We start from the raw sequence: 13,261 nt of genomic DNA on the forward strand, positions 1-13,261 counted from the left end.
GCGGTTGACAATTGGGTGAAGTTCTACAACAGTGTGCGGCGGCACTCCTCGATCGGGATGCTCAGTCCCGACACCTTCGAGCAGTCACTCCGCATGGCTGCCTGAAACCCCATAAGCCCCTGTCCACTGTTCGGGGTGAACCTCACTGTTCATGCGAGTCGGTGGCGACGCCCTCGTCGAAGAGGAATTCGCCAACCGGCACATGCCGGACGAGGTCGGCCCGAAGGAGTGCGCACCGGACGGCAGTACTCTGGTCGGAGGGGGAGGGTTCTTCGTTACCGATGACCTGGAGGATGATGCCGCGGAACGTCGAGCCCCCAGCCGCCGATTGCGCGGCCAGGTCCTCAAGCGCGATGACTATCGCTGCGTCATATGCGGGCGACGTCCACGTGATCATGTCGACCTGGAATTACATGTCCACCACCTGATTCCCTGGCGCATGGGCGGACCAACCACCGAGACGAATCTGGTAACACTCTGCGGGACATGCCACAAAGGCCTCAACCCCGACTACGAGCCCCGCATCCGCGAGCTGGCGAATCTTCCAGGGCCTGCTGCCCGGCTCGGAAGTCGCGCAGCCGAACATCGTGCCGAAGTCCAGCGCTATCGCGAGCTCACCGAGCACATCTTTTCCGAGTGTGATGGACCACCGTCGGCCGGTAGTTCCGTGACAACCTCTGACCACATCCGTGAGGCGTAGCCGACTTGTAAGCGTTGGTCCACTGCGCTGGCAGATGTCAAACGGCAGGTGATCAGCGCAAGCCCAGCTCGCCTGTGTGTGTGGCGGGAGGGGATCAGCCTGGAACTGGTCTTTAACGCAAAGGAGCAGATGGCCGCTGTGACCATCCGCCCACCCCGCAGGGTTAAGCCATCCGACCGGGGGGCGAGTTACACACTACCCACACGACTGCAGCTGCCTAGACGAAACGAGCTACGAGAACCGGCATATCCGATTGGTCGCACTCGCAGGATACTGTTCGTCGGTACTGGCGGTTCTTCCGTGAGAGGAAAGCGGGACTCTCGTGCTTCTGTTCGGGTTGTCGTCGTTAGGACGAGGCGACGCCGATCACGATGAGGACTGTCGCTCCTAGGGCCGTCAAGGCGAGAACTTGCGCTACGAGGCCGATGCTGACGCATGCTGCTTTGAAGGCGTTGGCTCGGCGGAGGGTGCGCACGGTCAGCGCATGCACGGTCGCGACATTGTTGCGCGCGTCCACTTCGTCATCGGTCCAGTGCTCGTTCAACATGCGATTCAGAGTCGTAAACGATGCCAGCGCGTAGTGTCGGTTCCACCCGGCGACGATCCCGCTTGCCGCAGCACACACGAAGAGCGCTATAGCGGCAACCAGAACAGCCGTCGAACTGGCCGGGACACGGATCGTTGTCCCGGCCTTTGCGACGGCGGCCAGTCCTGAGAGCAGCGTGACCAAGGCACTTGAGGTGGCGACCAGCGCTTGCCCGCGTGCGTCGTAGACCGACCTCCGCTCGCGTTCTGCTTTCAGTTCCCCTTCGATGAACGCGAGATAGACCGCGCCCTGATCACTCACTTGCGTTCGCCGGGGTCTTGCTGGATAAACGTGCCGAAAACTGGATCCTCGCCTCCTCGGACATGTTCGACCTCGAGCCACGATTTATCGGCGGGCGGGCCTTTCAACTCCTCGACGGGCTCCGAGGGTTCGGTGTCGTCGGGCATAGTGCGCTCCCGTGCGGATTCCAGGGCGGGGCTGGGTGCCTCGCTTCTCGGCGGAATACTAGTCCGGGCCGCACTGTCCGGACAGGTAAAGCGGCGTCGGCGGGTCGCCTACCCACCAAGGTGGATGTGCGCAGCCCAGCGCGTCGGGCTCTCTGGGTAGTCCTTCCGGAGCCGCATCACGGCCGTATGCAGGGCTCGCGCGGGACCGTCGGATCCGTCAGCGACCTGCTGGTAGAAGTTGCGGCTGATCCGGGCTGCTATCGAGTCGAAGACCGGCCACTGAGTCGCGACGACGTGGCGGAAGCCGGCGGCCTGAAAAGCTGACCCGAGATGAATCGCTTCGTCCGGAATCCGCATCCCGGGTTGCGCTGTCGAGCACGCCGATAGGAACGCGAGCTCTGCGTTGTCCAAGCGCAGCGTGCTGATGTCCGCTGCGGTAAGAGGCTGTGTTTGGTGGTCGTGCAGCACCAGCCTGCTCGATGACCGGTCGAGGACATTACCTTCCCCGTGACAGGCGAAGTGTGCCCACGAGCAGTCACCCAAATGGCCCAGGACGTTGTCGCGGGTAGCCTCGGCTGATCTGAGAATCTTGGCCTCGGCTGCGTGCGCAGCCACCGCGTCGGCCTCCTCGTCTGCGTACAGGAATGGGGCTCTGCCGGGAGTCTCCGACATCGCGACGACGAGTGCACGACTACGTGTTGAGAGCTTCGCCGACGTCCGCTGGAGCGCTCGCAGCGTCGGCGCGTACGACGACACGACGTAGTCCATCGCTCCAGTCTCGCGGCGCTGGGCAGCGTGGATCGGCAGGAAGCCGAACAGCCCGGTGGGGACCCACCATACCCGCGGAGGGTGACCCTGCGTCTGCACATACCCCAGACAACTCAGGACCGGTTCGACTACCGCCAGCCAGAGCCAGTCGAGTACCGCAGTCAGCGCTCGGTCAGCGTCGGGCTCGCCGGGGCGTGAGCTTGCAGACCACAGGAACCTTTCGATCTGAACGCCGACTTCCGACAGAGTCGCCAGTGGAAGAGGAACCACCTCGGTCTTTCTCCGCTTCGGATAACTGCATCGGACCGATACCTGCTGAGATTGAGCAGGACGACCGGGCCGGGAAGTTCCAGGACGCGGTCATCGGTCGGTACGGGCGCATGCCTCGCCAGGGCTTCGGCGAGCAGCACGCCCCGTCCTTGTTCGAGCAACCTCACCGCACGTTCGGCTTCGCCGAGATGGATGGCGCAGGCTGCTGCGTTGCGCGCCAGGCCACTGAGCGTGGACAGCCAATGCTCGCGGGTTCCGCGTCGCTGGTCTGTAGTGGCCAGCTTCGGCAGCAGCTTCAGTGCTCTCGCGAATGCATCTGTCGCCTTGTCCCAGACCCCCTGCTTCGCCAGCGCTAGCCCAAGGTTCATGGCACCACGCATCCGCTCGAAAGCGGTCCCGGCGGATTCGGCGGCGTGCTGCAACGCGGCAGCTGCCTCCGACCAGTCTGAGGGGTCGCCGCTCTGGTCGTACAGCGCGCGCTTCGCGATCCCGAAGTTCGCGTAATGGGCAGCACGCTGCGGGTGAGCTTCCGTGGTTGTCTTGGCGACCTGTTCGCCGATGACCACTGATCGGTGCAGGTCGTATGGATCGCCGAAATGGCGGTACCGATGCCGGTGCGCACCACCGAGATTGGACAGTGCGCTGATGGCCGAGAGGTAGCCTGGTGGCTCGGTTTGCGACAGCCATTCCATCAGCTCGACGGCTTCGTCGTTGTCAGCTCGTTTCGTGGACAGCATCAGCGCGCAACCGAGCGCATTGACGGCTTCACGGGATTCGGGTACCAACTTGACCGCTCTGCGCGCTGCGGTGAGAGCGAGTGTCAGGTCTGCGGCTTTGCTGGTGTGCTCGAAGCGTGCTAGCAAGGCATTGGTCAAGTTGATCAGACAACCCTCGTGCTCGGACATCTCGTCGCCGTGCACGAAGGTCAGTGCAGGAAGAAGCAAATCAACCGCCTGATCTAGACAGGCGAGTTCGCCTGAACAAACGAATTTCTGCCGCCATGCGTTGCCTAACATGGCAGCTGCTGCGGCCCGGTCGGTGCCATTGTCTTGGCCAGGGCTGGCCAGCGAGCTGAACAAGGCAATCGCTTCGTCGACGTCGTGTTCGTCCCCGCTCAGTTCGAAACGCATGCTGAGGGCGGTGCCGAGCAAGTCGGCGCTGATGCGGTCCACTGTGTCACTTGCTGCTGACGCGCGGGCCTCTTGAACCACAGCGATACATTTTTCAAGGTCTGGGCGCTTGCCCGCCGCTACATACCGATCCTGCAACGCGCGCCCCAGCCAACCTAGGCGGCCGGCACGGTCCACGGCATCCTGCGGAGTTGCGTCGACGACCTGTTCCACCGCATGGACGAGATCATCCAGAACCGAGATGTCACCGAGCGCGTCGTGCTCACGCCGAGCCACGTGCACCAAGCCGAATTGGATCCATCGTTCGGCGCGGTCAGGATGGTGTTCTGCGGTGGCTGACGTGATGCGTCGCAACGATTCGATCGCTGTCGCGAGCGCCTCGTCGGCCTTGCTCGCAGAAAGGGCGTACTTTTCCCGGACTCCCTCCGCAAGGAGGAAGAAGGCCCGGGACAACTCCGGGTCGTCCGGACCCGACTTATCGACCGCGGCCTGGCCGACGCTGATCATCCGGTCGAGGTACTCCGGTTCCTGAGTGCGCTTCCACTGTTTCGACAATGCCGAGGCCAGATCGGCATGCCTGCGTACACAATGAGGTTCGTCCAATGCTGTCTTCGCGACGGTGTAGTTCAGATGCTGAACAGCGTCGTCCAAGTCCTGCTGTTGCTTGGGAACCACTCGGTCGAATCGAAGCAGCAGCATCAGCCCGAGATACCAAGACCTGCGAGGAAGGTCTGGGTCCTGGATTGTCGCTCCGCGGAGCGAATCTCGACCGGTTTCAATAGCCAGGTCGACGTCGTGCCGATCGCCGGTTTCTGTGAACAGCCTTCCCTGCATCATGCAGAGCCCTGCGGACAGTTCCTGTTGCTCCGCGCTGCCAGCTACTGTATCGATCAACGCTCGCTTTGTGATTACTATTGCTTGGCGCAGTGCCGCGAGGTCGCCCAGCAGGTCGTAGCGCTCAAAAAGGAGGCCTGCCTTGGCCACCCGGGCTTCGTGCGTGAGATCATGGCTCATCGCTTAAAACTACGACGAACCTGGAACCCGTGCTCGACGCAGTACCCAAAAGGGTAGCTTTTAGTCGGACTGGATCGCAACAGCATCGTTTTACGTGTCCGGTTTATTCTGGTTCCCGCTTCTCTCTGTAAGGTACGAATTCATAACATGTATCAAGTCAGCTTATGCAGTTTCGCAGGATATTGCCCAATCTGGATTCAGATTCCGCAAGGTTGAGCTTGGTCCTCTGCGGACTTGGCAGAGGGGGAGGCGTCAGTGTCGAGACGACCCTGTGTGCGGATCCGTGCCGCTCTCAAGATGCTTTCGCGCGTGACCCCGAGGTCTTGGACGGGAGAACGCTGCTGCATTTGCTTGCTGACAAGATGAGCGACCTCGGCTACCGACTCGAGGCCGACCGGGTCCGTTCGCACTTGCCGGAGAACGGATAACTCGATCTTTCGAAGATGGCGATCCCAGCCCGGGCGTGATGCTCTATAGGTTGTCCATTCATCGGGCTGATCACGGTGCTGAATTGATGCCGATACCGCGCTGCGCGAGCATTGAGGCGGGAGCTTCGACCGCAGGCGACGGATCCTCGTGGCTACCGGGACGACGAGGTCGTGACCAACTTCCATGCTTGGTCCTCCGCCTCTTTGCAACCGTGCCGGACCCCGCGATCATTCGCCTGGCTGTCGACGCGCTTTCCTAGGTGTTCTCGGCGTTGACGCCGGGCTGGTGGAAAGCAGCGACGCCTGTGTGGATCCGGGACTCACCAGCGAGGGCTCTCAGGCGGTCGAACAGGTCGGGGCGCAGGATCAGGTCAGTTCCTTCCACCGAGGGGAAGAGTGGTTGATAGTTGCCGTCGTGGACGGGGTGGCCTCGCCAATGGCGGCTGATGAGAGCAGGCCCCCTGCTGTCGCTCAGGCTGAATCCGCAGATGCGTGGGGTCGGCACTAGGTCGAATACGATGATGAGCGGGGCAAGGGGCACGAGCGCGAAGGGCGGAGCGCCAGGGCCGGTGCGTCGCAGCCATGGGCTGTTCCGGCCGTTGTCGACGAACGCTACGAGTGGCGAGTCGACGGTCGCCAGTTGAGAGGCGATCTGTGACGCTGACAGGTCACGTGGGCGCGAAGTTGTGGTCCAGAGCTGCCATGGCGACGAGCCGAGCGGTAAAGAGGCGGACGGCGGTTCGTGATCGGTGACCTCGATGCCGAGGAAGACGAAGATTTGGCGTCTTGGGCTTTCCGGGTAGCTGCGAGCGGGGGTCACGTGTTGTTCAATCAGGGCAACTTGTACCCAGTCGGTATGCGGCCCGCTGTCGACCCGCGCGAGCGCCGCGGGTCCGCCGGGGAGACATCGCTGGGATGCCAGAGCTCTGAGGCCGTCGGGTGGCCAGGGCGGCTGTTCGCCGCGTTCGTGGGCCCATGGGGCTGGTTCGAGTGACCAGTGCAGCGGATCAGGCCTAGTGATGGGACGGGGTATCCGCGCCAGTTCGGCCCGGAGCGCGAACCTGGGATCGTCTGCCAGGCGCGTTGCGGTGCTGCGCTCGAAGGGTAGCGGGTCCAGCAGCACGCCGTTTCTTGCGTTAGCTGTGTGCAGGCCGGCGGCAGCGCGTTGGAGGGCGTCCTCGATGGCGGCTTCGTCGGCCAGGTACGCGTCCGGCTCGGATCTGCTGTTGGGATTTAGCAGCTGGTCGAGTTGCTGGCGCAGGAGCTGCTCGACCCCGCCGTGGGCGAACGCGTCGACCGCAAGTTCGATGACGGCGTCCCGCAGCCCTGCTGGCCGACCGGCGGCAGCCAATCGGTCGGCGAGGAGGTTGTCGGCCAGATCGCTGGCCAATTGCCGGTAGTCGATGTTCGTCATTGTTCCCACGTCAAGTTCTTGGCCAGCGCGTTGGACAGTGTGGGATGGGCAGTCGTTGCGGGCGGATTGGGGACGTGATGACCTGCTGCTTCCAGGATTTCTCCGGCGAGCACTCGTACGGACAGCAGGTCGCATCGGGCGAGCCTGCTGAGCTGCTGTACCAGGACGTCTAGGAGCTTACGGCCGTGCAGTCCGTCGCGCAGGACGCTCAGGAGCCAAGTAAGTGGTCCGGCACCGAGATCGGCCGTCAGAACGTGTGCGGCGGCTGTCTGGGCTGGCACCGGCCGGCAGGCCAGGAGCACTGTTGTCGCGACGAGCGCACGTCGCCGATCTGCTCGGTCTGGCAGCGTGATCGTAGCCAGAATCAACCTGCTCAGTGCCACATCGACTTCGCCTCCCGTCGCCAGAGGCGCTTCCGGGTCGTACACCTCAGACTCACCGTTGACGGTTCCGGGCACCCGGTAGGCGATAGTGGCCATGGCTGCGTCCCAGCAGGCGAGTGCGGTCTCGGGTCGGGGTCGCGTTGGGTCCGGACTGTGAGCGGCGAACGCAGCCACCATGGCTTCGGCTATTCCGGAGGTTGCATATCCTTTGCCTTCGAGGACTCTGACTACTTGGTTGGCAAGAGCAGTCGCAGCGGTGTTTGCGTCGATTGTCGCCGCACGTTCCCAGAGGTCCACCCGATCTCGTCCGGCGAACGTCTTCCACCCTCCCCCGCCGCGGAGTCTGGTGAATGCGAGAACGTAGGCGGTGCTGGCGAGGCGGTCCAGTCGGTCGTCGGTCCCCGGTCGCCGTAGGTCCAGCCCGGTCGCGACCTCAGCGAGCATCGTGCTGTCGTCAAGTCCGGTGAACGCCTCGGCGATACGGTTCAAGAACCGGAGAGCGACGTCAGTGCCTTTCTGATTTGCGGTTTCCACCAGTTTCCAACCCACTATATTGGTGAGTGCGTCCCGGTCCCGGCGGGGTGAGGCGTCATCGCTGTCATACCGCTGGCGGACGTAGCGGCGAACCACGGATATGACTCCCGCCGTCCCAGAGCGCAACTCTGGTCGCTGCTGGTCTGAGACAAACCCGCAGCGGCGGTTGTGACGACCAGACGAGTGCGGTGGTGAGGAGGACTCCTCGAATCTCGGAGTCACCTGGTAGCACGGCACGCCGTTGCCGCCGAGTTGGACTGCCGCGTCGCTCAGGTTTGCGGAGGGGGCGGGACCCCTTTCGTCCCCGGAGGCGTACAGCAATGTCTGATCGTCGTATGTCGCTGTGATGGCGTTGGCGAGGACGGAGAGCACTCCGGCCGCGCGTGCGGGGTCCTCGGCGGGCAGCGTGTTGAGCCTGCCCAGCAGAGCGACGTCGGCGTCGAGATCACGCGCGCTCGAACCGCCTGCGATCCGCAGCGCTGCAAGTGTCACCGGGTCGGCGTCCAACGGGTGGTTCCGCAGAAGCCGGTGCTGCGCGGCGTCGACGCGGATATCTGCCAGGCCCGGATCGTCCAGCAGGTGTTGCGCGGCGAGGACGGCTGCTGCCTCGGGATGGAGGTCGGCGAGCAGTTCCCACCACTGCCGCGGGAAATGTCTTGTCTCGCGGCCATCGGTGTGTTGCGTCACCAAGTAAGTGACGTCCCGTATCCGGGCCAGCCGGGCCTGTGCCGAGGACAGGTCGGCAGCGGCGAGGTTTGGCAGGGGATCGAGAAGCTCGAGCAGGGTCAGGTCCTTGTGGCTGCCGTAGCACGCCGCGTATCGAGCGGACCGTTTCCAGCATTTGAGCGCTTCCTCGCGATCTCCTGCTGCCAGACAGATTCCGGCCATTTCCAACTCGAAGAGGGCGAACTCGGGGTACGTCGCGCCGCCTGCCTCGCGTTCGTTGCGCAGTCGGTTCATCAGCCGTTGCACGGTCGCCGCCCCGGCATTGTCCACGGTACGGCCGAGTATGGTGAGCAGGTCAGTGATGGTAAGCGGGCCTGAACCGGCCATGCCCATCAGCGATGTGGTCGTGCCGTCGCTGATGGCGATCAGCGAGCGCAATGTGTCGTCGAGATCTGGTTCGATCACGAGCGCGAGAGCGTCCTCGAAGACTTCGTGGACAAGGGAGTGGATCGACCACAGGTCGCAGGCTCGCGGCTTTCCGGTGAAGTGGTCGGCTTCTTGCGCCAGGCGCTCCAAAGCGACCCGGACGGTGGTGGACGCCTCCACGGAGGAGGTTGCGCCAGCCGCCACGTCTTCACGGAGACCGACGGTGGTGGCGGTGAATCGGAGCCACGCACGGTAGAAGCCCGGGCCTTCGAGGCGGGGGAAGAGCCGCAGTGGTGCTTGTCTATCCGTGGCGTGGGCGAGGTTGAGCAGCGTCAGCCATTGCCGGAGTACCTCGGGTCGGGTGCTGGTTACCTCGTCAAGCACGGTGGCCGTCAGCTCCCGTAAGGCTGCGTCCATGTTTGATCCGGCGGTGGCAACGACTACCTTGTCCGCGGGAATGCCGTGGCGCAACATCCGCAGCGGATCGGTCGTGGGTGACGAAAGCCATGCTTCCATGGCCAAGTCATCGGCCGCCGGGAGTCCGAGGTTCCTCGCCGCGGCGACGTCAGCGAGGTGCAGCAGGATGGCTGCGCGCCGTCTCGGATCGACGACCAGCCGAGCCGCATTCAGCACGAACGGCGCGTCTAGTCCAGCAATGAAGACATCTAGCAGACGTCGCAGCGGCGGCAGGTTGTCGCGCCCGAGATGGTCGGCGAGCTGCTGTTCCCTGCTCGTAGGAGGGTTCTCGCCGGATTCGTCGAAATCGGGGGCTCGTCGATTCGGCAGCCGGAGGTAGCCGAGCTGTAGTACCAGGTCAAGGTCATCGTCGCGTTCGTGACCGTAGTGGGTGTTGTCTCGGTGGCCGTGCTGTTCCCACCTGTCCAGGTAGATGTCCCACGGTGCGGCAGCGCCGGCGGTATCCACTGCAGAGCAGAGCTGCAGACCCCACCGCGGCTCTACAGTGGACATCCCGTCGTAGACGAGGCTGGCGGCCACCGCATCGGCCCCGCGAAGTGCGACGATCACATCGGCATAGTCCACCAAGGTCTGGGAGATGTGTTCGGTTTCGTAGGTGTAGGCGGCGCGGCGCAGCTCAACACAGCGCACGAGCAACGGCCAGTCGAGACGAGCGGCAGCCCGTCGTGCGATGAGTCGAAGCACGTGCGTGATGGTGGCGGGCGGCTGGAGCCCGGCGATGGCGTTGGCGACAAAATCCGGCTCAATGAAGCTCGATAGCTCAGTGTCGCGGTCTAGGGCGACGAGTAGCTCGGGGAGGTGGCGGAATGCCCGGATGTCGGTGAAGAATCCTCGCTGGGTGAGCCACGCCACTGCCGCGCCGCGGACCTGCGCGAGGCCTGCCGCATCGGTGCGTTCGCGGACGTAGCGGCTGAAGCTTTCGTGGTGAATGCGCAGGCCGCCCAGTCCCGGTTGCTGAATGACGATGGGCGCGATCGTGGAAAGGGCAGAGGGGCTTAGCCGGATCGCGGGGAAAATGTCTCGGAGCTCGTCGGTCGACACCGCGAAATCGCACACTGCCAGCAGGCTGACGGCCATCTGCTGACCGTCGGTGAGCCCGGACAGGAGGTAAGAGTAGTAATCGTCGAGGTCGTCGGCGGTCGCAGGCACGTCACGCAGCCGGTCCAGCGGATCGTCTTGGGGGCTGGTGCCGTCGCCTCCGAGGACGGGGGACGGTCCGAGCGCTTGCCGACACAGATAGGTGGCATACAAGGCGTTTCCCCGTGAGCGGGTGTGGATGAGTTCGATTGCCGCGTCGGTCATGTCCTCTAGGGCCTCGTCAGCCGAGTCGGAGTGGATTGCGGCGAGGAGGCCCAGTCGGTCCGCCAAATGGTGGACCTCAGCGCGCTCCAACGGGGGCAATGAAACGGTGACCCCGCTGACTGATGCGAGGTGTGCGCCCGGTTGGCTCGCGACCACCAATACAGTGCCCGGAGGCAGCTCCACCGCTGAGAGCTCCTCGACCAGGAGAGCGGCTGGATCATCTGGAGTGTCGAACGCCGCACCCTGAGTACGGCCACGTACACGGGTGACGTGGTCCAACCCGTCCACGATGAGGATCAGTCGACGCTCAGGTACAGCATCGCGCACCGCTTTCACCGCTGCCGCGAGGGTCTCTTGGGTCGCGGCGTACCTGGGGCGAAGTCCTGCCACAGCTGCGGGTGCCGCCGCCTCGAGTTGGCGCAGCAGGCTGCCAATTGCGACTTCGGTGAGCACTCGGCGCTCCCGATCGGAGTCGGCAGCGCCCAGCCAGCAGTGGTGCCGTGCGACGATGGATCGCTCGTCACCTAATTGGTCGGCGAGTTGCTCGCACAACCATGATTTGCCGACCCCCGGACCGCCGGTGATAGTGACTACCCCGCCCTCGCTCGCGACCTCATTGAGTGCATCCAGCACCGACTCAACGGCGGAAGGGCGGGTGATCGCGGTGTTCTTGTCAACGGGATGGCCCTCGCGGACCGCGCCGAAGTCGACGGTCAGGTCGAGCCGACGGATCAGGTCCTGCGCAGTAACTGTGCCCTGCAGGCTGCGGGCGCTCTTGGCCGCTTCGATGAGCGCCGACGCTACGTCCTCGGGCGAACGGTTGCTGTTTGGCGGGCGACCCGCACCGAGTTCATCGGAGACCCGGCGCAACAGCCCCTGCTCGGCAGGACCGGGAGCGCGGAGGTCCAATGAACATGCCGGAAGACCGACATCCACCACGAGCACATCGCAGACGCGACGCACAACGTCATCAGCGACTGTGGCAAGGACCGCCTGCCACGGGGCTGACGCCATTAACCGGTCGGCGTCGAAGCGCATCCGCGTGCTGGCCACACCGTGCATCACCGGCCCTGGATCCTCACCAGGGCGGCACCGCCGCAGCACCGTCGTGAGCTCGTCCTCCTCCGGACTGACGTCGCGCAACACGATGCGGTACGTGGTTTCGGGATGTTGCTGCAGGTCTTCCCAGGCCGAGGTGATGATCGCGCCCAGTTGCAGACTACGACCATCCTCTGAGAAGGTCTTCGTGGTCAACGCCCGGGCGTCGTGGCTGGTGTGCTTGATCTGTATGCGCTGACGGCCACCGACGGCCCACTCACAGGTTATGTCATCGAACCGGTCGCCCTTGTGGCTCTTGGTATCGACGATCACCGTCGGTGCCAGCCCCAACATCACGTCGACCAAGCGGATCGCGGTCAGAAGGTCTTGGTAGGCGTAGCCGAGATGGGTTGGACGAAGGCCCACCGCCTACCTCCATTGCGTCTTTGGGGAATTGCGTCTTTGGCCAGGCTCGATCTTCTCATCTCCAATGCGAGCGCGGCGGACGCGACACGTCGACTGCGCGCGATCGACCAGCTGGCTTGCGGGATCGGGGCTTGCCGGGCCTGCGCGCGGCCTCACTGGCCTGTCCGGAAGGAACGCAAGGTCGCCAAGGCGTGGGCTGCCACTGCCGTCCTCCGGTCCTCCCTGCCTTGGCCGAGTCTCGTCAGACCGGCCAGTGCGTCGAAGCGCGGCTCTGGATCAGGGATCAGCTGGGTGAGGGCTTCCGCTTTGTCGAGACACCGCACGGCTGTGGTCACGGTGGGCGGCGTTCGTCGCGCAGGCGATCATCTCCTCGAGATCCCGGTCCTACCTCACGTCAACTCCGCGACACAGCTACGCTCCCCGGCTCCTACTCCGACACACAACTCGGGCTCGACACCGTCCCCACCGCACAGGCCGCCGCGACCTGGCTGAAAGCCCGCAATGTCACCGGCGTGTTCCGCTTCCCCATCAAACCCTTCGGCAGCAGCAACGCCCCCGAACGCCGAGCACTCCGCGCCGACACCATCCCGCTATGACCTACCACGGAACGACCTCCGAACAGCCCTCCTCGCCGTTCTTTCCAGGACGGCCCTTCATCGAGGCGAGAACGGTCGGGTCGTACATCTTGTCCGAGGCGCCTAGCCGTCACTCTCGTTGCTTCTTGACAAGGTTGACCAGCCAGGAGGGCGGCGCGTCGGTCAGCAGTTCTTCTGCTCGTCGGGCGATGGAGCGGGCCTCGTCGGTGAAGCCTGCATCTGACAGAGCGCCGCTGTGGCGAATCACGACAGTCAGCTCGCCGCCCGACACTGCGCTTACTTCGTATGCTTTTGCCGCAATCTCGAACGCACGGGCACCGAGCGCCGTCCTGCCTAGTACGGCAGCCGCAGTCTGGGATGTTTGTCGCGTTGTCGCTGGTAGTGGCTGTGGCGAGCGCGGGTTTGGTGGCGTCGTCGCCATAGCGGCCAGTGATTGGTGTGTGCTTGCGGATGCGGGGTGTCGGTCTGGATGGCCCAGAGTCGTCTGATTTCGTTGCAGGATAGGGGAATCAGGTGTTCTGTGGCGTCGGAGGTGCTCCCTTTTCGGTGCGGGACCGTTCATCGTGGGTTGTGGTGGCGAGGAACGCGGCGGCGAGCATGGACAGGGTGATGTGCCGGTACCAGGCCGCGTATTTGCGGACCTGGTAGTGATCCGTGCGACACGAGGTCGCACATGTCGAGTGAATACGCAGGTAG

Annotated in this window: 9 protein-coding genes and 1 pseudogene; 1 reads left to right on the forward strand and 9 read right to left on the reverse strand. The window is 64.1% G+C overall.

The window, feature by feature from the left end; genetic code table 11:
- Positions 1 to 142: 142 nt before the first annotated feature.
- Positions 143 to 397, reverse strand: coding sequence for a hypothetical protein (locus D5S19_RS32660; protein ID WP_233573626.1), 255 nt, complete (start codon positions 395 to 397; stop codon positions 143 to 145).
- Between D5S19_RS32660 and D5S19_RS33955 the strand changes: the two genes are divergently transcribed.
- Positions 329 to 700: an HNH endonuclease gene (locus D5S19_RS33955; RefSeq protein ID WP_233573625.1), complete on the forward strand. Its 372-nt coding sequence runs from the start codon at positions 329 to 331 to the stop codon at positions 698 to 700. The two genes, D5S19_RS32660 and D5S19_RS33955, sit on opposite strands and share 69 nt — an antisense overlap.
- A gap of 346 nt (positions 701 to 1,046) precedes the next feature.
- Here the strand turns inward: D5S19_RS33955 and D5S19_RS00160 are convergent, their stop codons facing one another.
- From D5S19_RS00160 to D5S19_RS00190, 8 genes and pseudogenes are all read right to left on the reverse strand, one after another.
- On the reverse strand, positions 1,047 to 1,547 hold the full coding sequence (locus D5S19_RS00160; protein WP_120021291.1) for a hypothetical protein: 501 nt from the start codon (positions 1,545 to 1,547) through the stop codon (positions 1,047 to 1,049).
- Complete coding sequence (locus D5S19_RS31840) at positions 1,544 to 1,693, reverse strand: hypothetical protein (RefSeq protein ID WP_158605443.1); 150 nt, start codon at positions 1,691 to 1,693, stop codon at positions 1,544 to 1,546. Before D5S19_RS31840 ends, D5S19_RS00160 begins: the two co-directional genes overlap by 4 nt.
- Before the next feature lie 108 nt (positions 1,694 to 1,801).
- Entirely contained in the window at positions 1,802 to 2,731 is a 930-nt protein-coding gene (locus D5S19_RS00165; protein WP_120021292.1) for a CHAT domain-containing protein, read from the reverse strand.
- Entirely contained in the window at positions 2,623 to 4,875 is a 2,253-nt protein-coding gene (locus D5S19_RS00170) for a tetratricopeptide repeat protein (RefSeq protein ID WP_147397292.1), read from the reverse strand. Before D5S19_RS00170 ends, D5S19_RS00165 begins: the two co-directional genes overlap by 109 nt.
- 684 nt (positions 4,876 to 5,559) lie before the next feature.
- A complete protein-coding gene (locus D5S19_RS00180; RefSeq protein ID WP_120021295.1) occupies positions 5,560 to 6,717 on the reverse strand; it encodes a hypothetical protein in 1,158 nt (385 codons plus the stop codon).
- Positions 6,714 to 11,969, reverse strand: a complete 5,256-nt coding sequence (locus tag D5S19_RS00185) for an ATP-binding protein (protein WP_120021296.1) — start codon at positions 11,967 to 11,969, stop codon at positions 6,714 to 6,716. The genes D5S19_RS00180 and D5S19_RS00185 overlap by 4 nt, the downstream gene beginning before the upstream one ends.
- Positions 11,970 to 12,674: 705 nt before the next feature.
- The gene (locus D5S19_RS31845; RefSeq protein ID WP_158605444.1) at positions 12,675 to 12,836 is read right to left on the reverse strand and encodes a hypothetical protein; all 162 of its coding nucleotides are present in this window, start codon (positions 12,834 to 12,836) and stop codon (positions 12,675 to 12,677) included.
- A gap of 238 nt (positions 12,837 to 13,074) precedes the next feature.
- A pseudogene (locus D5S19_RS00190) lies at positions 13,075 to 13,261 on the reverse strand (hypothetical protein); the annotation flags it as partial.

This window comes from Amycolatopsis panacis (assembly GCF_003600245.1).
Lineage (GTDB): Bacteria > Actinomycetota > Actinomycetes > Mycobacteriales > Pseudonocardiaceae > Amycolatopsis > Amycolatopsis sulphurea.